The 19,242-nt window shown below is 72.4% G+C and carries 20 protein-coding genes; 7 read left to right on the forward strand and 13 right to left on the reverse strand.

Going from position 1 to position 19,242, the window contains the following annotated elements:
- Positions 1 to 45 precede the first annotated feature (45 nt).
- A complete protein-coding gene (locus tag OG587_RS38635; protein WP_329083774.1) occupies positions 46 to 438 on the forward strand; it encodes a transglycosylase SLT domain-containing protein in 393 nt (130 codons plus the stop codon).
- Between the two features lie 338 nt (positions 439 to 776).
- A complete protein-coding gene (locus OG587_RS38640; RefSeq protein ID WP_329083775.1) occupies positions 777 to 1,271 on the forward strand; it encodes a transglycosylase SLT domain-containing protein in 495 nt (164 codons plus the stop codon).
- 246 nt (positions 1,272 to 1,517) lie between these two features.
- On the opposite strand, the gene OG587_RS38645 is transcribed toward OG587_RS38640, so the two are convergent.
- The 4 genes from OG587_RS38645 to OG587_RS38660 form a co-directional block, all read right to left on the reverse strand.
- On the reverse strand, positions 1,518 to 2,237 hold the full coding sequence (locus OG587_RS38645; protein WP_329083776.1) for a hypothetical protein: 720 nt from the start codon (positions 2,235 to 2,237) through the stop codon (positions 1,518 to 1,520).
- A gap of 24 nt (positions 2,238 to 2,261) precedes the next feature.
- Positions 2,262 to 2,594 (reverse strand): DUF202 domain-containing protein, encoded by a 333-nt coding sequence (locus OG587_RS38650; RefSeq protein WP_329083777.1) that lies wholly within the window; start codon positions 2,592 to 2,594, stop codon positions 2,262 to 2,264.
- 7 nt (positions 2,595 to 2,601) lie between these two features.
- Positions 2,602 to 2,943, reverse strand: a complete 342-nt coding sequence (locus OG587_RS38655; protein ID WP_329083778.1) for a YidH family protein — start codon at positions 2,941 to 2,943, stop codon at positions 2,602 to 2,604.
- A gap of 256 nt (positions 2,944 to 3,199) precedes the next feature.
- On the reverse strand, positions 3,200 to 3,601 hold the full coding sequence (locus tag OG587_RS38660) for a hypothetical protein (RefSeq protein ID WP_329083779.1): 402 nt from the start codon (positions 3,599 to 3,601) through the stop codon (positions 3,200 to 3,202).
- Between the two features lie 153 nt (positions 3,602 to 3,754).
- On the opposite strand from OG587_RS38660, the gene OG587_RS38665 reads away from it, so the two are divergent.
- Positions 3,755 to 4,012 (forward strand): ubiquitin carboxyl-terminal hydrolase 14, encoded by a 258-nt coding sequence (locus OG587_RS38665; protein WP_329083780.1) that lies wholly within the window; start codon positions 3,755 to 3,757, stop codon positions 4,010 to 4,012.
- Here the strand turns inward: OG587_RS38665 and OG587_RS38670 are convergent.
- Positions 4,009 to 5,592: a Na+/H+ antiporter gene (locus OG587_RS38670; RefSeq protein WP_329083781.1), complete on the reverse strand. Its 1,584-nt coding sequence runs from the start codon at positions 5,590 to 5,592 to the stop codon at positions 4,009 to 4,011. The genes OG587_RS38665 and OG587_RS38670 overlap by 4 nt on opposite strands.
- Positions 5,593 to 5,776: 184 nt before the next feature.
- A complete protein-coding gene (locus tag OG587_RS38675; RefSeq protein ID WP_329083782.1) occupies positions 5,777 to 7,153 on the reverse strand; it encodes a hypothetical protein in 1,377 nt (458 codons plus the stop codon).
- 265 nt (positions 7,154 to 7,418) lie between these two features.
- Here OG587_RS38675 and OG587_RS38680 point away from each other — a divergent pair, with 265 nt between their 5' ends.
- On the forward strand, positions 7,419 to 9,482 hold the full coding sequence (locus tag OG587_RS38680) for an ATP-dependent DNA helicase (protein WP_329083783.1): 2,064 nt from the start codon (positions 7,419 to 7,421) through the stop codon (positions 9,480 to 9,482).
- A gap of 234 nt (positions 9,483 to 9,716) precedes the next feature.
- Here OG587_RS38680 and aroQ read toward each other — a convergent pair whose 3' ends face one another.
- The 5 genes from aroQ to OG587_RS38705 form a co-directional block, all read right to left on the reverse strand.
- Positions 9,717 to 10,151, reverse strand: coding sequence for a type II 3-dehydroquinate dehydratase (gene aroQ, locus OG587_RS38685; RefSeq protein ID WP_329083784.1), 435 nt, complete (start codon positions 10,149 to 10,151; stop codon positions 9,717 to 9,719).
- 185 nt (positions 10,152 to 10,336) lie between these two features.
- On the reverse strand, positions 10,337 to 11,413 hold the full coding sequence (gene aroB / locus OG587_RS38690; RefSeq protein ID WP_329083785.1) for a 3-dehydroquinate synthase: 1,077 nt from the start codon (positions 11,411 to 11,413) through the stop codon (positions 10,337 to 10,339).
- Positions 11,410 to 11,913 (reverse strand): shikimate kinase, encoded by a 504-nt coding sequence (locus OG587_RS38695; RefSeq protein WP_329083787.1) that lies wholly within the window; start codon positions 11,911 to 11,913, stop codon positions 11,410 to 11,412. Before OG587_RS38695 ends, aroB begins: the two co-directional genes overlap by 4 nt.
- 64 nt (positions 11,914 to 11,977) lie before the next feature.
- The gene (aroC, locus tag OG587_RS38700; protein ID WP_329083788.1) at positions 11,978 to 13,156 is read right to left on the reverse strand and encodes a chorismate synthase; all 1,179 of its coding nucleotides are present in this window, start codon (positions 13,154 to 13,156) and stop codon (positions 11,978 to 11,980) included.
- 124 nt (positions 13,157 to 13,280) lie between these two features.
- On the reverse strand, positions 13,281 to 14,015 hold the full coding sequence (locus OG587_RS38705; RefSeq protein WP_329083789.1) for an A24 family peptidase: 735 nt from the start codon (positions 14,013 to 14,015) through the stop codon (positions 13,281 to 13,283).
- A 146-nt stretch (positions 14,016 to 14,161) separates the two neighbouring features.
- Here OG587_RS38705 and OG587_RS38710 point away from each other — a divergent pair, with 146 nt between their 5' ends.
- Together OG587_RS38710 and OG587_RS38715 are read left to right on the forward strand one after the other, a co-directional pair.
- Entirely contained in the window at positions 14,162 to 15,154 is a 993-nt protein-coding gene (locus OG587_RS38710) for a hypothetical protein (RefSeq protein ID WP_329083790.1), read from the forward strand.
- Positions 15,133 to 16,152: a cation:proton antiporter gene (locus tag OG587_RS38715; RefSeq protein WP_329083792.1), complete on the forward strand. Its 1,020-nt coding sequence runs from the start codon at positions 15,133 to 15,135 to the stop codon at positions 16,150 to 16,152. Before OG587_RS38710 ends, OG587_RS38715 begins: the two co-directional genes overlap by 22 nt.
- On the opposite strand, the gene OG587_RS38720 is transcribed toward OG587_RS38715, so the two are convergent.
- A complete protein-coding gene (locus tag OG587_RS38720) occupies positions 16,073 to 16,636 on the reverse strand; it encodes an SseB family protein (protein WP_329083793.1) in 564 nt (187 codons plus the stop codon). The two genes, OG587_RS38715 and OG587_RS38720, sit on opposite strands and share 80 nt — an antisense overlap.
- A gap of 167 nt (positions 16,637 to 16,803) precedes the next feature.
- On the reverse strand, positions 16,804 to 17,949 hold the full coding sequence (locus OG587_RS38725; protein ID WP_329083794.1) for an epoxide hydrolase family protein: 1,146 nt from the start codon (positions 17,947 to 17,949) through the stop codon (positions 16,804 to 16,806).
- A 52-nt stretch (positions 17,950 to 18,001) separates the two neighbouring features.
- On the opposite strand from OG587_RS38725, the gene OG587_RS38730 reads away from it, so the two are divergent.
- Positions 18,002 to 18,967 (forward strand): helix-turn-helix transcriptional regulator, encoded by a 966-nt coding sequence (locus OG587_RS38730; protein ID WP_329083795.1) that lies wholly within the window; start codon positions 18,002 to 18,004, stop codon positions 18,965 to 18,967.
- The last annotated feature ends 275 nt before the right edge of the window (positions 18,968 to 19,242 follow it).

Raw genomic sequence — 19,242 nt, forward strand, 5'->3', positions numbered from 1 at the left:
GCATCGTGTCGGCCGTCCCCCGTCCCCAACGCACAAGGGAGTCCCATGTCGACGCTCCGCCGTACCGGTGTGCTGGTGATCACCTCGGTGCTCACCCTCGGCACCACCACCACGGTCGCCCAGGCGTCCTCGGCACCAGCGGGCAACCGGGCCGTCGCCAGGCCGCTGGTGTCCGCGCACGGCTGGAACAAGAGCCAGTTCGACTGCCTCAGCAGGCTCTGGACCAGGGAGAGCAACTGGAACCACCGCGCGTACAACCGCTCGTCGGGCGCGTACGGCATCCCGCAGGCCCTGCCCGGCGGCAAGATGGCCGGCGCCGGGCGCGACTGGCGCACCAACCCCAGGACGCAGATCAGGTGGGGGCTCGGATACATCAAGCAGCGCTACGGCTCGCCGTGCCGGGCGTGGACCCACTTCACGACGCGGGGCTGGTACTGATCAGGGAGCGGTGATCTGAAACCCCATGGCAGGGTGATTTTCACACCGTCTCCCCGTATGGGTGATTCGCCGGTCGTAATCGGCCCGTCCTCGAACCACCCGTAAATCCCGAAGTTCGGGCAAACACCTTCCCTTCGCGTGTCCCATCCGCCGTTCGGCGCTCTCTCGCGTACTAGAAAGCCGCCTAGAGAGATCGCCGCGGCGTCTCATGCCGGAAACAGGCCGGAGAGACCGCGCGGACGTCCCCGTCCGAGCCACGGGCGCCGGATCGTCAGGACGCGGGAGAGCACCACGTGCCTCCCGCACCTTCCGCACGCGGCCCGAGGACAAGGATCCATGTGAACAGCTACCGCGTTCTGCGCAACACCGTCGTGACCGTTCTGGCCGCCTCGACAATGGTCGGCCCGACGACGACGGGACAGGCTGAGAGCACCTCCGAGACGTCCAGGAAAGGGACGGCGAGGACGGTGCACCGCCTCACCTGGGTCACCCAGGTGAAGCCAAGGGTGAAAGCGGTCGCGAGGACCGCCAAGGGCAGGAACAAGACGATCGCCTATCGTCTCGTGTCCCGCCGAGCGTGGCCGCACAGCCAGTTCCGCTGCCTGGACAGTCTCTGGACCAGGGAGAGCAACTGGAACCATCGCGCGTACAACCGTTCATCGGGTGCGTACGGCATCCCGCAGGCGCTGCCCGGCTCGAAGATGGGCGGCAGCGGCAGGGACTGGCGCTACAACCCGAGCACACAGATCCACTGGGGTCTGAAATACATCAAGAGCCGCTACGGGTCACCGTGCGGCGCGTGGGGTCACTTCCGGTCGAGCAACTGGTACTGACCCACCCGGAGAGTGTCCAGGGGAAGGGAACACTCTCCTGACGCCCGGGGTCCCAGGGCCCCGGGCGTCACCCTCCCGAGCCGCACGGCCGCACACCGGCCCGGCCCGATCAGGTCGTGACACGGCCCCCCCCGGGTGAGCCATCCCTCTCGGGGCCTCAGGGCAGGTCGAGAGCGCTCAGGGCCTCACGGCCTCAGGGCAAGGTCGAGGGTGCTCAGGGCCTCACAGCCTCAGGGCCTCAGGGCCTCACGGCAGGTCGAGGGCGCTCAGGCCCAGCAGCAGTGCCTGCCGGTCGCGGGTGGTCAGGATCTCGTACGGCCACGCGGCGCGGCGATTCGTCTCCGCCTCGATCCGGTCGCGGGCGGGCCCCGGGGGCAGGGCGATGATCTGGTCCGCGGTGAGGCCCTCCCGCTTCCAGGTGTCGGCGTGCGCGTCGGCGCGGTGGTAGCGCAGCACGGCCAGCCGGTTGAACAGCAGCACGCCCGGCGGGGTCCCCGCCGGCTCGTAGGGCGGCGAGGCCTGGGCGAAGGCCGCGCCGCCACCGGCCGCACCGGCCTTCAGGAGCCTCCCCGCGAGATCGGCCAGCTCGGGCAGCCGGTCGGCCTGGGCGGCCCACAGCTCGCCGGTCACCGCCGCGTGCACCTCGTACAGGGAGGCGATGAAGGACAGCGCGGTCGCGGTCGCGTGCAGCGCGCCGTCGTCGACCAGGGTCCCCTGGGCGATCTGTACGTCGATCTCCGCCCGGTCGAAGGGGTTGTAGCGGTAGAGGGCGGCCAGCCCCTCGGCGGTGAGCGGCCTGACGGGGAGTACGAATCGGAGATCGACCAGCAGGTCCGTCTGGAGGCCGGACCGCTCGGTGAGCTCCCGGCTGAGGGGCCTGCTCGCGATGTGAACGCCGAGATTGACCGCGTCGATCAGCGAAGCGATCGACGCGGCGTAGCCGGGCAGATCATCGAAGCGTGACATGCTGCGATATCTTGCCGCATTTTCTTACCTTCCGAACCTTTCCAGAACGAAGGCGATGGCTCCGGCCACAGCGGCGAGGGTACCGATCCAGGCGATGAGGGCGTCGGCCCGATTGTCGAGGGGGCGGCTCCCGTGCAGGGCCTCCTGGGCGCGCCGGTAGCGGATGCCCGTGTGGGTCAGCAGCAGTACGGCGCAGAACACGGCCGGGACGAAGGGGACGATGACCGGCACGGGTGTGCCGGCGCGCAGGGCGACGCCCGCGCCGGCCAGGCTGGTGACGGCCAGCATGGCGGCGGTGCGGACCCAGGCGAGGCGGGTCCGCTCGCTCTGCAGGCCCGCGTCCCAGGGCCTGTTCACCGGGAGCTCACCGGGACAGCAGGATGAGGATCAGGGCGAGCACGGCGACCGCCGCCACACCGTACCCGAACAGGGGCGCGAGGGCCGGGGGCGGGAGCGGGGCGGAGCTGCGCAGGGCGCGCTGGACGCGGCGCCAGCGGGGGTAGGCCATCGCGGCCGCCAGGGCGGACAGCGACACCAGGACCACCGCGAGCAGGGTGCGCATCCACGGGACGAAGACGTCGGCGGAGACGGCGGCCATGGCCACGCCGCCCGCGCTCAGTGCGAGCGACGTACTCAGCCAGGTCAGATACGTGCGTTCGTTGGCAAGGGTGAACCGGGGATCCGGCTCGTGGTCCGGAGAGTTCATGAACTTTCCTGGGTCTTCATAGGAACGACGGTATTTCAGCCACATTCCCCCTAGAGAACCCGGGATTTCCGGAGATGCGGTCGGGCACCTCCGGTCGGCCCGCCCCACCTGGGCGGCGGGGCTCACCCGCCACCGGGGCGAAGGCTCCGGTGGCGGCGACCGCGTCGCGCCGAGGCGGCGGAGACCGCCCGCGGGCGTCGGTCAGTCGCTGGACTCAAAGGTGTCCGCCACGACGTCCTCCGCCTCGCCGGGGAGACTATCCGCAGGCGTTGGTCAGCTGCTGGACCCACTGCACCGAGTCGGCGGCCACCTTCTGGGCGGCGTCGACGGCGCCGTTGGCGTCGGTGACGTTGAAGCCCTCCAGGGTGCCGGAGATGCCCTCGGCGGCCTCCTTCAGCGAGGTGTTGGCCGCATCGTTGGCCAGGTCACCCAGCTTGGCGCCGCCGTCGTTCAGCGCCTGCTCCATCGCGGCGGGGTCGTTGAGCAGCCCGGAGACCTTGGCGGCGGTCTCGGTGACGATGCCCGCGGCCTGCACGCACTGCTGGGCCTTGTCGATGCCCTGGCTCACCTCCTGGATCTCGGAGCAACCGGTGGTGATGAGGGCGGCGGCCAGCACAGAGGCGGCGAGGACGGGAATTCGTCGCGGAAGGGGTCGCATGTCCCGACCCTACCCAACGAGCCGGTTCGGCAGGCGCCGCCGTACCGGCTCGTTACCCACCCGTCCGCCGGCGGCCCGGAGGGCGGGGAGGTGGCGGAATCGGAAACACCCCTCTGGTCGTACGATCATCAGTAGTCGAACGAGGGGGAGACCATGAAGAGCTGTGAGCATCTCGCGGAGACCCAGGACCCGCCCGCGCGCACGCCCGAGGGGTGCGAGGAGTGCCTGGCGATAGGCGGCCGCTGGGTCCATCTGCGCAAGTGCCTGTCCTGCGGGCACATCGGCTGCTGCGACTCGTCGCCCGGCAAGCACGCCACCGCCCACTTCCTGCAGACCGCCGACCCGGTCGTCGCCTCGTTCGAACCGGGCGAGGACTGGCGATGGTGCTACGTGGACAACGTGATGGGTTAGTCGCGCTCCAGGGTGGCCTCTTCGAAGTCGATCTCGTGGAGGACCCGGCGGAGCACCTCGTCGTCGATGCGCCGCTCGTCGCGAAGGCCGACGAAGACGTCGCGCTCGACCACCAGCATCTCCCGGCGGAGCCGCCGGTAGACGCTGCTGGGCGTCTCCTCCCCCTCCGGCCCCGTGCCACCGCCCAGGCGCTCCCAGGCGGTGAGGGTACGGCGCTCGGCGCGGGACCTGAGCTGGTCGACGACCTCCCGGTGAAGCTCGTCGACGCCGTCCGCCACCAGCTCGTCCAGCCGGGCCAGCGCGGCCGTGGCGGCCGCCTGCTGCGCGGCCGCCTCCGCCAGGTTGTCGGTGTAGGTCTCCCGCTCGTTGGAGACCTTCAGCCTGCGGATCAGCGCCGGGAACGTCAGGCCCTGGACGAGGAGGGTGCCGATCACCACCGAGAAGGTGAGGAAGAGGAGCAGGTCGCGGCCGGGGAAGGTCTCCGGGATGGCGAAGGCCGCGGCCAGGGAGACCACGCCGCGCATGCCCGCCCAGCTCACGATGGTCACGTTCTGCCAGGTCGGCGCGTGGGTCTCGGTCCTGCGGATCTTCTTGGACAGGATCCGGGGCAGGTAGATGCTCGGCACGACCCAGACCACCCTGGCGATCACCGCGGCGGCGAAGACGGCCAGCGCCATCCCGGCGAGTTTCCACCCGTCGCCCCACTCCAGCCCCCTCATGATCGGCCACATCTGCAGGCCGATCAGCGCGAAGACGATCGTCTCCAGGAAGAAGTCGAGGACCCGCCAGACCGCGTCGGACAGCAGCCGGGTGCCGAAGCCCGCCCTGGGCATGCGGTGGCCGATGTAGAGGCCGACGATCACCACGACGATCACCCCGGAGACGTGCAGGCTCTCGGCCGCCAGGTAGACGGCGAACGGGGTGAGCAGCATGACGGTGTTCTCGACGAGCGCGTCGCGCAGCCGGACCAGCACCCAGGCCAGGACCCAGGCGAGCGCGAGGCCCATCACCACACCGCCCGCCGCGGACCGGGCGAAGTCGAGGGCCGCGTCCTGCCAGGTGATGCCCTGCCCGACCGCGGCCGCGATCGCCACCCGGTAGGCGGTGAGCGCGGTGGCGTCGTTGAACAGGCTCTCCCCCACCAGGATGGTGACCACCTTGCGGGGCAGCCCGAGCCTGCGGGCCACCGCGACGGCGGCGACCGCGTCGGGCGGGGCCACGATCGCGCCCAGCGCGAACGCGGCGGCCAGCGGCAGCTGGGGCAGGAGCAGGTGGGTGACCCACCCGATGACCAGCGTGGTGAACAGCACGAGGCCGACCGAGAGCAGCGCGACCGGCCTGCGGAAGTCCTTGAGTCTCAGGTAGGAGCTGTCGATCGCCGCCGAGTAGAGCAGCGGGGGCAGGAAGACCAGCAGGACCAGCTGGGGGTCGAGCTCGTACACGGGAACGAACGGCGACAGCACCGCCCCGGCGAGCACCAGCAGCAGCGGCGCCGGCCAGCCTTTGCGCCTGGCCACCGCGGCCACCGCGATCCCGACGACCGACACGGCCAGCATCTGCAGCACCGTCGACTCGTCCACGCCACCCCGCCCGATAGGGATCGATCAGCTTACGTGCCCCGGCGCGCCTCGCGAACCGCCCGGGGCGGCCGAGACCGCCACACGGCGCCGGACCACACCGGCGGACGCCACACGCTATCCCCTCGGGCGCGAACCTCGCGAACGGGACGCGACGGCGCCGCGTCCCGGAGGGGAGGTCACCGGGTCACCAGTCGCGCTGCTCGTCCCGGTCGTCGCCGCGGCGCCGGCCCTCGCGGCGCCTGTCGTCGTACTGGCGCTCGTCGCGGCGGTGGTCGTCGTACCGCTCGTCGTAGCGCTGCTCGGGGCGGAGCCTCTCGCCGGTGGAGTGCGGTGGCGGATCCTGGACGTAGGGGCGGGGCAGCCTCTGGTCGGGCGCGGCCTGGCCGCGCAGGCCCAGCGGGTCGGACGGGTCGACGTCCTGCTGGGCGTACGCGGGCGGCGAGCCGTACAGGTCGCGCAGGTCGGCGGGGTGGCCGGCCTGGTGCGGCTGCTGGGCGCCGAACGTGTAGGGGTCGGGCTGCGAGGGGGCCGGGTAGCCGCCGTACTGGTCGGCCTGCGGGGTTCCGTAGCCGGCCTGCTGCTGGGCGGCGAACCCGAAGGGGTCGGTCGAGTTCTGCTGGCCCTGCCCGTAGGAGTCGGGCTCCGGCCGCCGACCGGGGTCGGCGAGCCCCTGGGCGGGATCGACGAACTGCCCGGCGAACTGGTCGGGGCGCGGCGTGAACGAGGTGGCCGGCTTCTGGCGGCCCGCCGGGGGCGCGAACGGGTCGACGGGCCGGGGCTGGGGCGGCACGCCGTACTGGTCGGGCCGCTGGGCGCCGAACCGGTCGGCGGGCCCGGCGTAGGGATCGGGCTGCTGCTGGACGGGCGGGGCGGCGTAAGGGTCGGGCTGCTGGGCGCCGTAGGGGGCGGGCTGCGCGGGCGGGTAGCGGTCGCCGGGCAGCTGGTAGGCGGCCTCGCCGGAGGCGGGGCCCGCGCCGAGCGGCTCGACGGGCTGCGGCTGCCCGTAGGGCAGGGAGTCGTTCACGATCATGTTCTCGCGCGGCACGGCGTCCGAGGAGCCGTACCCGGCGGGGGGCATCCGGTCCTGAGGCCGCTCGGGCCGCTCGGTGGGCGGCGGCACCACGCCTCGCGCGACGAGCACGTCGTTCGGGCCGAGAGTGGCGACCTGGCGGGGTTCGTCCAGCGGCGAGGGGACGTGGCCGGCCGGGTCGGGATACTGCTGCGGCTGGGCGTAGTCCTCGGGGCGGGGCCGGGCGTACTGGCCGGTGCCGGGATACTCGCCGTAGGCCTGCGGCTCGTCCTGGTGGGGCTGCGCGGCGTGAACGGGCTCGCCCACCTCGTCGGGGTACTGCCCACCGGCCTCGACGAAGCCCTCGTCAAGTGTGTCGACCAGGCGTCCCACATCGTTCATGGGCATGCGGAAACTCGCGGTGCACATCTCGCCGCGCCACAGGCTCAGCACCAGCGTGCCTTCGTGCCAGGTGACCCGGAGCACCCGCTCCTGGCCACGCTCGTCAAAGAACACCTCGCCGAACGACGGCAACGGGACAACTTCCGACATGGAGGACATAGTGCGATAACCAGCCTTTATTCGTCCACTCGACCTCGGGAAACCCTACCGAAACGGTCTTTCCATCCCTATCTTCCGCCCCAGCGGCACCAGAACGGTAGACCTTCCCTTGACCTTACGAGGATTGATGAGCCGGGTGATCCAGCCAGTTTGCCATGTGAGGTGAACCTCGGGTTCCGGAATACGGGTATGCGTCCACGCGGCGACTCGCCGGAGCAGCCGCGGTTGTCGGGGCGAGCGGGTACGGTTGGCTGTCGTGCCGACCGACTCCATCGCCCCATCCGAAGACGTCTCCTCAAAGGTGGATATTCCCCCGGTTGAGGATTTGCTGAGCACCGCCGTCGAGGCGGTGGGCGGGGTCGAGCGCCCCGGGCAGATCACCATGGTGAGGGCGGTGCAACACGCGATCGAGTCGGGCGACCACCTGGCCGTCCAGGCGGGCACCGGCACCGGGAAGTCACTCGCCTACCTGATCCCCTCGATCAGGCACGCGATGACCTCCAAGGGCGCCGTGGTCGTCTCCACCGCCACCATCGCGCTCCAGCGCCAGCTCGTCGACCGCGACCTGCCTCGCCTCGCCAAGGCCCTCGCCCCGCAGCTGCCGCACGAGCCGGCGTTCGCGATCCTCAAGGGCCGCCGCAACTACCTGTGCCGCTACAAGGCGAGCGCGGGATGGCCCGACGAGGAGCAGGATCAGCTCTTCGACCCCCGGGAGGTCAACGCGACGGGCCGGATGGTCCAGCGCATCCAGGAGTGGGCGAACGAGACCGAGACCGGCGACCGCGACGAGCTCGTCCCCGGCGTCAACGAGCAGGCCTGGCGCCAGTTCTCGGTCAGCGCCAGGGAGTGCCTGGGAGCCGCGCGCTGCCCGAGCGGCACGGAGTGCTTCGCCGAGCTGGCCCGTGCCCGCGCCGGCGAGTCCGACGTGGTCGTGACCAACCACGCGCTGCTCGCGATCGACGCGATGGAGGACTTCCCGCTCCTGCCCGAGCACGAGGTGGTCGTGGTCGACGAGGCCCACGAGCTCGTCGACCGCGTCACCTCGGTGGTCAGCGGCGAGCTGTCGGAGACCATGATCACGGTGGCCGCGCGGCGGGTCGGCAAGCTCATCGAGCAGCACCTCGCCGACCGGCTCATGGAGGCGGGCGAGGACCTCAAGGCCCTGCTCGCCGCCGCCCCCGCCGGGCGCCTCGACGAGCTCCCCCAGGTGCTCGGGATGACGCTCGCCCTGGTCCGCGACGCGGCGTGGGCGTGCATCACCGCCCTCGGCCCGCGCAACGGCGACAAGGACGACCCGGAGGGCGCGGGGCTGCGCAGGGCGGCCTTCACCTCGCTGGACGAGGTCCACGACACCGCGCAGCGCATGCTCGACGCCTTCGGCCACGCCGAGGAGGTCGACCGGGCCGAGGTGGTCTGGCTGGAGGAGGGCACCGACCGGCGCCCGCCCCTGCTGCGGGTGGCGCCGCTGACGGTGGCGGGCATGCTCCGCGACAAGCTCTTCGGCGACCGTACGGTCATCCTGACCTCGGCCACGCTCGCCCTGGGCGGCGCCTTCGACGGCCTGGCCCGCCAGTGGGGCCTGGGCGGCGGGAAGGGCGCCGCGGAGGACGAGGCGGCGGGGGAAGAGGGGAAGAAGCAGGGGAAGGGCCGGGCCGGTTGGGTCGGCATCGACGTCGGCTCCCCCTTCGACCACCCGCGCAGCGGCATCCTCTACGTCGCCAAGCACCTGCCCCAGCCGGGCCGCGACGGCCTGCCCGAGGCCTACCTGGAGGAGATCACCGAGCTGATCGAGGCCGCGGGAGGCCGCACCCTCGGCCTGTTCTCCTCGATGCGTGCCGCCAAGGCCGCCACCGAGGCCCTGCGCGACCGGCTGAGCGTGCCGCTGCTCTGCCAGGGTGACGACTCCACGATGCTGCTGGTCAAGCAGTTCGCGGAGGACGAGCCGACCTGCCTGTTCGGCACGCTGTCGCTCTGGCAGGGTGTCGACGTCCCCGGCCCCTCGCTGCGCCTGGTCATCATCGACCGCATCCCGTTCCCCCGCCCGGACGACCCGCTCAGCTCCGCCCGCCAGCGCCACGTCGCCGCCAAGGGCGGCAACGGGTTCATGTCGGTCGCCGCCACCCACGCCGCGCTGCTCCTGGCCCAGGGCGCGGGCCGCCTGCTGCGCAGCCAGCACGACAAGGGCGTGGTCGCGGTGCTCGACCCCCGGCTGGCGACGGCCCGCTACGCCGGGTTCCTGCGCGACTCCCTGCCGCCCTTCTGGCCCACCAACGACCCGGCGAAGGTGCGCAGCGCCCTCAAGCGCCTCAGCGCCTCCTGAGCCCGGGGCCGCCGACCGTCTCGGCCGTCGGCCGCGCGGGCACCCCGTCAGCGAGGTGTCCCGCGCGGATCCGGGGACGGAGTGCTCACGCGGATCCGGGGACGGGGTCCGCGCGGGTCCAGGGTGAAGACCCCTGCGGATCCGGAGACGAGGGGCCGCGCGGGTCCAGGGTGAAGGACCCACGCGGATCCGGAGACGGGGTCCGGCGCGGGTCCGGGGCACCTTGGGGCGGGATCAGGAGGTGGTCTCGGCTATGGCGCGCAGAGCCAGCACGTACGACCTCAGGCCGAAGCCCGCGATGGTGCCGGTCGCCACGGCGGCGACCACCGAGGTGTGCCGGAACTCCTCGCGGGCGGCCGGGTTGCTGATGTGCACCTCTACCAGGGGCGCGGTGCGCTGGGCGATGGCGTCGCGCAGCGCGTAGGAGTAGTGGGTGAACGCCGCCGGGTTCAGCACCACGGGGACCCTGCCGTCGGCCGCCTCGTGCAGCCAGCCCAGCATCTCGGCCTCGTCGTCGGTCTGCCGGACGTCGACCGACAGGCCGAGCTCCCTGCCGGTCTCCCGGCAGAGCGCGGCCAGGTCGGCGAAGGTCTCCGCACCGTAGACATCGGGTTCGCGGGTGCCGAGCCGCCCCAGGTTGGGGCCGTTGAGCACGTAGACGGGTCTCATCGGGTCACTCACCGCTCCTTGATGGCCGCGCGTCCGCCGCGCGGCCGACGTCACTCACCCGGCGTGCCACCGGCACCGCCCCGCCAAACCTCGCAGCGGCCCTCGCCCCGGCCCCTGCCTCACGCCTCCGTTGCCCCCGGAGGCGTACGGACCACCGCGCCCCGGGAGCACCGGAGGCGTGAGGCTCACCGGGCGACCTCGTGGTAGGCCGCCTCCAGGAGCTCCTCCGGCGGGTCGACCAGCGGGGACACCTTCGCCAGGTCGTCCAGCAGGACGAAGCGCAGCTTGGCGCCGCGGCTCTTCTTGTCGAGGCGCATGTGGTCGCGCAGCTCGGGCCAGGCCTCGCGGCGGTAGGCGGTGGGCAGCCCGACCGAGGTCAGGATGGACCTGGTCCGCTCCACGACGTCGGCGCCGATCCTGCCGTCCAGGCGGGACAGCTCGGCCGCGTAGACCATGCCGATCGCGACGGCCTCGCCGTGGCGCATCCGGTACTCCTCGACGCGCTCGATGGCGTGCGCCAGCGTGTGGCCGTAGTTGAGGATCTCCCGCAGGCCGCCCTCGCGCAGGTCGGCTCCGACGACGTCGGCCTTGATCTGGATCTTCCGCTCGATCAGCTCGCGGGTGTGCCGCCCCTCGGGGAGCCTGGCACCGTCCGGGTCGTCCTCAATGAGTTCGAGGATCCGGGGGTCGGCGATGAAACCGCCCTTGATGATCTCCGCCAGGCCGCCCACGTAGTCGTCGCGGGGCACCGAGACCAGTGTCGCCAGGTCGCACAGCACCCCGGCGGGCGGGTGGAAGGACCCGACCAGGTTCTTGCCCTCGGGGGTGTTGATGCCGGTCTTGCCGCCCACCGCCGCGTCGACCATGCCGAGCAGGGTGGTCGGCACCTGCACGACCTTGACGCCGCGCAGCCAGGTGGCGGCGGCGAACCCCGCCAGGTCGGTGGTGGCTCCCCCGCCGACGCCGACCACGGCGTCGGAGCGGGTGACGCCCGCGCGGCCGAAGGCGGACCACAGCTCCGCGGCCACCTCGACCGTCTTGGCGCGCTCGGCGTCGGGCACCGGCAGCGCGACGACCTCGTACCCGGCCGCCTCGATCGCGCCGCAGACGGGACGGGCGATCTCCGGCAGGCTCTCCGGGTGGATCACGGCGACGGTGCTCACCCCCGCGCCGAGCAGGCCGGGCAGCTCGCCGAGCACCCCGGTGCCGACCACCACGTCGTAGGGGCTCTCGCCGGGGACCTCGATCCTGGAGATCGTCACGGCTTCAGGCCCTCCACGATCTCGTCGACGATCTGGCCGGGCTCGCGCTCGTCGGTCGCCACGACGATCGTGGCGAGCCCCTCGTAGACGGGACGCCGGGCGTCCATCAGCTTCTTCAGCTGGCTGCGCGGGTTCATCACGAGCAGCGGGCGCGCCGAGGCCAGGCCCACCCGCTGGACGGCGTTGGAGAGGCCGACCTCCAGGTAGACCACCGGCTGTCCGGCCAGCAGCTCGCGGGTGGCCTCGGCGAGGATCGCGCCGCCGCCGAGGGAGAGCACGCCGTCGTGCTCGGCCAGCGCCCGCCGTACGGCGTCGGCCTCCAGCTCGCGGAAGACCTCCTCGCCGTCCTCGATGAAGACATCACTCACCGGCTTGCCCGCCGTGCGCTCCACGTCGGCGTCGGTGTCGCGGAAGGCGGCCCCGAGCCGCTCGGCCAGGAGCTGCCCGACGGTCGACTTGCCCGATCCCGGGGGGCCGATCAGCACTGCTCGGGGACTCATGCGATCTCCTTCGATGTCGGCCCGCCCACCGGGGAACCGGGAGCGCCCTCGCCCGGACGCCCGCTCATTTGATCACCAGCGAGGAAAGGTATCCGGACAGGTTGCGGGCGACCTCCTCGACGGAGTCGCCGCCGAACTTCTCGATCGCGGCGTCGGCCAGGATCAGCGCGACCATCGCCTCGGCGACGATCGCGGCGGCCGGGACCGCGCACACGTCGGAACGCTCGTGGTGGGCCTTGGCGGCCTCGCCGGTCAGCACGTCGATGGTGGCCAGCGCCCGGGGGACGGTGGAGATCGGCTTCATCGCCGCGCTGACGCGCAGCGGCTCGCCGTTGGTCATGCCGCCCTCGACGCCACCGGCCCGGTTGGTCATCCGGCGTACGCCGTCGGCGGTGTTCTCGATCTCGTCGTGGGCCAGGGATCCGGGGCGGCGGGCCGTCTCGAACCCGTCGCCGACGCCGACGCCCTTGATCGCCTGGATGCCCATCAGGCCGGCCGCGAGGCGGGCGTCGAGGCGGCGGTCCCAGTGGGTGTAGCTGCCCAGGCCCGGCGGCAGGCCGTAGGCGATCACCTCGACAACACCGCCGAGGGTGTCGCCGTCCTTGTGCGCCTTGTCGATCTCGGCGACCATGGCCGCGCTGCCGTCGGGGTCGGCGCAGCGCACCGGGTCGGTGTCGATCGCCTCCAGGTCGCCGGGGCCGGGCACGATGCCCCGGGTGGCGGCAGCCCCGCCGATCGAGACGACGTGGCTGACGATGTCGACGCCGAGGGCCTGCTTGAGGAAGCTCCGCGCCACCTGGCCGAGCGCGACGCGGGCCGCGGTCTCGCGGGCGCTGGCCCGGTCGAGCACCGGGCGGGCGTCGTCGAAGCCGTACTTCTGCATCCCGGCGAGGTCGGCGTGGCCGGGACGGGGGCGGGAGCGCGGCGCGTTGCGCGCCTGCCCCTCCAGCACGGCCGGGTCGACGGGGTCGGCGGCCATGACCGTCTCCCACTTGGGCCACTCGGTGTTGCCCACCCGGATGGCGACGGGGCTGCCGAGCGTCCGGCCGTGGCGGACCCCGCCCGCGATGGTCACGACGTCCTGCTCGAACTTCATCCGCGCCCCGCGCCCGTAGCCGAGGCGGCGACGGCGCAGCGCCTCGTCCAGCTGTGCCGTGGTCACCTCCACCCCGGCGGGCAGTCCTTCCAGGATCGCGACGAGCTCGGGGCCGTGGGACTCTCCGGCGGTCAACCAGCGCAACATGGTGACAAGTCTTCCACGTGTCGCCCACTGGAATGGCCTCCGTTCACCGGTTGAGACATCCGCCGATGATCGTCACGCCGGGAGCCGGGGGATCGGGGGCGGGGCCCGGGAGGCGGGTGGTCCGTCAGAGGGCGGTGAGGACGGCGGCCAGGGCGCCGACGGCCATGAAGGGGCCGAAGGGGATCTCGCTCTTGCGGCCCGCGCGGCGCAGCACCATCAGGGCGGCCCCGTAGAGCCCCCCGGCCAGGAGGCCGAGGAAGGCCCCGGCGACCAGGGTGTCCCAGCCCAGCCAGCCGAGGGCGGCGCCCAGGCTCGCCGCGAACTTGACGTCGCCCAGCCCCATGCCCGCCGGGTTGACCAGGAACAGCACCAGGTAGAAGCCCGCCAGGGCGAGGCCGCCCAGCCCGGCGCCGAGCAGGTCTCCGAAGCGGCCGTCGGCGAGGGCCGACACGGCCAGCGGGGCGGCGGTCCCCAGGTAGGCGGCCAGGGTGAGCCGGTCGGGCAGCCGGTGGACGGCTGCGTCGACGAAGGACAGGGCGACGGCGACCACCGCCAGCCAGCCGAAGGCGAGCAGCTCCCCCGCCCTCCCGAGCGACGTGGTCTCCGCCGCCCGCGCTCCCGGCCACGCCGCCGTCCCCGCCGGTACGTCCGGCCACAGCGCCCGCAGCGCGAGGACGGCCAGCACCACCGCGGTGACCGCCTCCACCGCCCCGGCCACGGGCGGGGGGCCGTGCCGCTCCCCCTCGGCCCCCTCGGCCCCCGAGTGGCGGGCCACCACGCGCCGCGTACCGGCCCCGATCGCCAGACCCGCCAGGGCCGCCAGCGCGGGGAGGAGCAGAAGGGGCACCGGGGGGTTCATGGAGCCGACCATAATCCGCCACCCCCTTCCGTGCCGGGGATCCGGTCACTCCGGCCCGAGGGCCGAAGTGACCCCGGAGGTCATTGACGGGGGCCGCGATGATCACGGAGGCTGTAGGCATTCCTACCCTCGGAGGGCCGGACCGCGTGGACACGGATCGCTTCAGCAAGCTGCCCGCGGTCATCGCGTCACTCGTTCTCCTGCCGGTGCTCCTCGAGCTCCTCGCGTGGTACATCGAGGGCGAGGAGTACGACGTGGCCCGCGCGGTCACCGTGATCGTGGTGATCGTGGCGCTCGCCCTCATCGCCACCGTGCTCGGCCGGATCAGGGCGCGGCTGCCGGTGCTGCTGGTGGTCGCGCTGACGGTCACCGCGGCGGGCGAGGCGGTGCTGGGGTTCGTGGCGGCGTTCGGCCCCGTGCTCTGGCGGGGCGGGGTGCCCGGCGAGCTGCACGGGCTGGTCACCGCGGGAGTGAGCGCGTTCGCCGTCGCCACCGGCGTCTACCTGCTCGTCCAGTACCGCCGGGGCCTCTACCTCCCGTACCTGGAGGCCGGGATGGGACCGCTGCCCACCGCCACCAAGCGCAGGGTGATCGGCGAGTCGGAGATCCTGATCCGCACCATGCCGAACATCGGCCCCTCGGTGGAGAAGGCGCTGGCCAGCTGCGTGTCCATGGTCAACCAGGACGACCTGCACTTCGTGGCCTACTTCGGCGACCAGAAGTGCCGCTTCTACACCGACGTGCTGGAGGACGCCGACCTGGCCCACTTCTTCCACGAGACCGACCAGGAGGAACGCAGGAAGATCTACCTCAGGGCGGGCAACCAGCTCAACTGGCTCACCCAGCGGCTCAACCAGCAACTGCGCAGGCTGGAGGGCGGCATCCTCATCCGCACGGTCCTCGACGTGGAGCGCGGGGCCATGTTCTTCTACTGGATCGATGAAACCCGCTATCTCATCGGGGTGACCCTGGACCAGCGCAAGGTCGACGTCGCCGACGACAAGATGGCCAAGCTCGTGGACACGATCCGCGCGCACTTCACCCTGCCCCCGATCAACCAGCGAGAACGCGCCCAGAAGCCCCAGGGGCACCTGCGATCCATCCCAAGGAGTGAGCGGTGGCCCGAATCGGGCTCTTGATCGTCGTCGTCGGCCTCGGCTGGCTCGCCGCCGACCTGGGCGGCGTGCGCAATCTGGAACACTCGGGCGCGTACGTGCTGTTCAGCAGCCTGCTGCTCGCGATCGGCCTGTACGGAAGCACGCACGGGATCGACCGCGCCGAGGCCAGGGAGCACTCCCGGCTGATCGTGCTCGCGGTCACCGTCGGGGTGCTGCTCAAGACCGCGTTCATCGCCGGGGTCGTCTACCTCGTCTCCGGCGACCCCCGGGCGCTGATCATGGCGGTGGTGGTCGCCCAGATCGACCCGCTCTCGGTCGCCGGGGTGATGCGGGACGGTCGTCTCTCGAACCGGGCGAAGACGATCCTCGGGGCGTGGTCCTCCTTCGACGACCCGGTGACGATCATCCTGGCCGTCTACGCGGCGGCGCTGGTGAGCGGCTCGGGCGGGGGTGGCCTGTCGGCCTCGTACTTCGCCGACCTGGGGCTGAACGTGCTGTTCGCGGGCGCGGTCTATCTGCTGTGGCGGCTGATCAGGAACGCCCCGCCGGTGCTGACCTACGTGACGGCGGCCGGGGCGGTCGTGTCGGCCGCGTGGACCTCCCTCATGCTCGGCCTGGCGACGGCCGGGCTCTACCTGCGCCTGCCCGACTCGCGCTGGCTGGGCCGGGCGGTGAGCGCGGCGTTCGCGCTGTCGGCCTTCCTGATGGGCCTGTTGCTCGTCGGCGGGACGAACATGGGCATGGGCGTGCTGCTCGGGCTCGCCGCGTACGCCGCGCAGATGGTCGCCGCGCTGGTGCTCACCCACGGCCTGCCGATGATCGACCGGGTGCACCTGGGGCTGGCCCAGCAGAACGGGGTGACGGCGGTGATCCTCGCCCTGGTCTTCGAGCGCGACTTCGGCGGGTTCGTCGCCGTGATCGCCCCGGCGATCCTGACGGTCAACCTCGTCCACGCGGCGGCCAACCGAACCGCCGACGCCTGGGGGGCTCGGCGATCTCTTCCATCCGCGCCACGGTGACGCCGGGCGCCTCGGCTCCCAGCCGGTCGAGGGTGCCCGACTCGACCGCGGCGAGCGCCCGCAGGAGACCGCCCTCGATCACGAAGGGCACCGGGCCCGCGACGTCGACCACCACCGCCGCGGTGCCCTCGTGCACCGCGGCCTGGCAGACCTGAAGGATCGTGGCCTGGATGGGCCTGGCGTCGGGGCGCCACCGCCGCAGCGATTCCATCCCGGTGAAGGCGGGCACCGCCTCGCGGCCGTCCGCGCCGACGAGCTTGGGGAGAGCCATCTCGCTCTCCTTCTCCTGCCGCAGCCCGTGCTCGCCGATCTCCGACTCCTTGAGCAGGGCGACCACCGGCACGAACAGCCGGGCCCCGCTCAGCGCGGCGACGACCTCACCGGCCTGCGCCTCCCCCGCGGCGAAGGCCGCGAGCGCGGATGTCACGGCGACGTCGGCGGCACCGTCGTCGCCGGGGACCAGGGGCTGCGGAATGCTCGGCACGAACCGGGAGCCTACCCGCGGCCGGGAGGGGAGGACGACCGCCCCGCCCGTCGCGGCCCCGGCCCGCGCCCGGGACGCCGGCACAGAGCCGACACAGACCGGCGGTGTGGCGCCGAGAGCATCACCACCGGCGACAGGACCCCGGCAACCCGGCCGGGGTCAGGGGCTCACCGCAGGAGGCGGAAGAAGGCCCGGATGTCTTCGACGAGCAGGTCGGGTGCCTCCATCGCGGCGAAGTGGCCGCCGCGGTCGAACTCCGACCAGTGCACGACCTCGTGTTCGCGCTCGGCGATCCGCCGGACTCCGGCGTCGCCGGGGAAGACGGCGACGCCGTGCGGCAGCGCCGAGTACTCGGCCACCGCTCCCCAGCCCTTCTGGCTTTCCTTGTAGAGGCGTGCGGACGAGGCGCCGGTCCCGGTGAACCAGTAGATGCTCACGTCGGTGAGCAGCTGGTCGACGTCCACCGCGTCCTCGGGCAGCTCGCGGGCCGGGTCGGTCCACTCCTTGAACTTCTCCACGATCCACGCCAGCTGAGCCACGGGCGAGTCGTGCAGCCCGAACGCGAGGGTCTGCGGCCGGGTCGCCTGGATGATCGCGTAACCGGACTGGTCCTGGTCCTGGTACTGGCCGAGGCGGGCGAGCTCCGCGTTGGTGAGCCCCTCGAACTCGGCCGGGTCTCCGGTCGGGAACCCGAGCGCGCCGTTGACGTGCACGCCGGCGACATTCCGGGGCGCGGTGCGGCCGAGCATCGGCGAGATGATCGAGCCGCTGTCGCCGCCCTGCGCGCCGTATCGCCGGTAGCCGAGCAGGTCCATCAGCTCCGCCCACGCCCGCGCGACCCGCTCCAGGTCCCAGCCGGTCTCGGTGGTGGGACCGGAGAAGCCGAACCCGGGGATCGACGGGGCGACGACGTGGAACGCGTCGGACCGGTCGCCGCCGTGCGCCGCCGGGTCGGTGAGCGGGCCGATGACCTTCAGGAACTCGGCGACCGAACCCGGCCAGCCGTGCGTGACGATCAGCGGCAGCGCGTCGGGTTCGGGCGAGCGAATGTGCAGGAAGTGGATGTTCTGCCCGTCGATCCGGGTCGTGAACTGCGGAAAGGTGTTCAGCAGCGCCTCGGCGGCACGCCAGTCGAAACCGGTGCGCCAATACTCGGCCAGTTTCTTCGCGTAGCCGACGGGAACCCCGTAGGACCAGCCCACACCGGGCAGTTCGTCCGGCCAGCGGGTCGCCGCCAGCCGACCGTGCAGGTCGTCCAGCTGCGCCTGCGGAATATCGATCCGGAAAGGATGGATTCGCGTGTCTTCGTTCATGTCCGTCAGGCTAGGTACAGGTTAGGACAGATTCGGTCCTAGGATCGGCGTCATGCTGGAGACATCGGCGCGGCTGCTGCGGCTGCTGTCGCTACTGCAGACCCTCAGGGACTGGCCGGGCGCCGAGCTGGCCGAACGGCTCGGCGTCTCGCCCCGCACGATCCGCCGTGACATCGACCGGCTACGTGAACTCGGGTACGTCGTGCACGCCACCGCGGGCACACCCGGCTACCGGCTCGGCGCCGGCGCCGGACTCCCGCCGCTGCTGCTCGACGACGACGAGGCGGTCGCGGTCGCCATCGGGCTCGGCACCGCCGCCGTCTCCAGCGTGGCGGGCATCCAGGAGACCTCGGTCCGCGCCCTCGCCAAGCTCGAGCAGGTCCTCCCGCCCCGGCTCCGGCAGCGTGTCGGCGACCTGCGGTCGATCACGGTCCCGCTGGTGGGCCCTGCCGCGGCCGTGGACCCGGCCGTGCTCACCGCGATCGCCGCGGCCGTCCGCGGCAGGGAGAGCCTGCGGTTCGACTACCGCTCCCACGACGGCACCGAGGATATCCGCACCGCCGAGCCGTACCGGCTGGTGAACTCGGGCCGCCGCTGGTACCTGGTGGCGTGGGACACCGGCCGGGACGACTGGCGCACGTTCCGCGTCGACCGGCTGCGCCTGCGAACCCCGAACGGGCCACGCTTCACGCCCCGCGAGCCGCCCGGCGCCGACCTCGTCCTCTACATCTCGGAACGGATCTCCGTCGACCCGTACCGCTACCGCGGCCGGTTCACGGTGCACGCCCCGGCCGATGTCATCGCCGCCCGGATGCCGCCGACGATGGCGGTGGTCGAGCCGGCCGGCGACGGCGTGTGCGTCCTCAGCACCGGATCGAACTCCCTCGACGAGCTGGCCATGTGGGTCGCGCAGCTCGGCGTCCCGTTCGAGGTGCACGAACCGCCCGAACTCATCCGGCACATCCGCGCACTCGGCACCCGCCTCGTCGACGCGGCCCGGCATCACGCGCCCACCTGAGGGCCCGCGCCGGAAGACGCCGTCGCGACGGCGTGCCGTCACCGACCGGGCGAGCGCTGAGCGGGTCTGCCGCCGAAGCGCCAGGGATGGACCTCCACTCGGCCGTCGCCGCCGACCGGCAGCAGTGCCGCGGCGACTTCCCGGTCCGGCGCCTCGACGACGGCCGCCTGTCCTGATCGCGGATCGTGCGCCGGAAGCGTCCTTCCGACTCATACTCGTTGGCGTCGCGGTCCTCGAGCGGGCTAGCGTTGCCTCCGTCATACGGCGGGCGGAGG

It is taken from the genome of Streptosporangium sp. NBC_01469 (assembly GCF_036227305.1).
Classification (GTDB): Bacteria; Actinomycetota; Actinomycetes; order Streptosporangiales; family Streptosporangiaceae; genus Streptosporangium.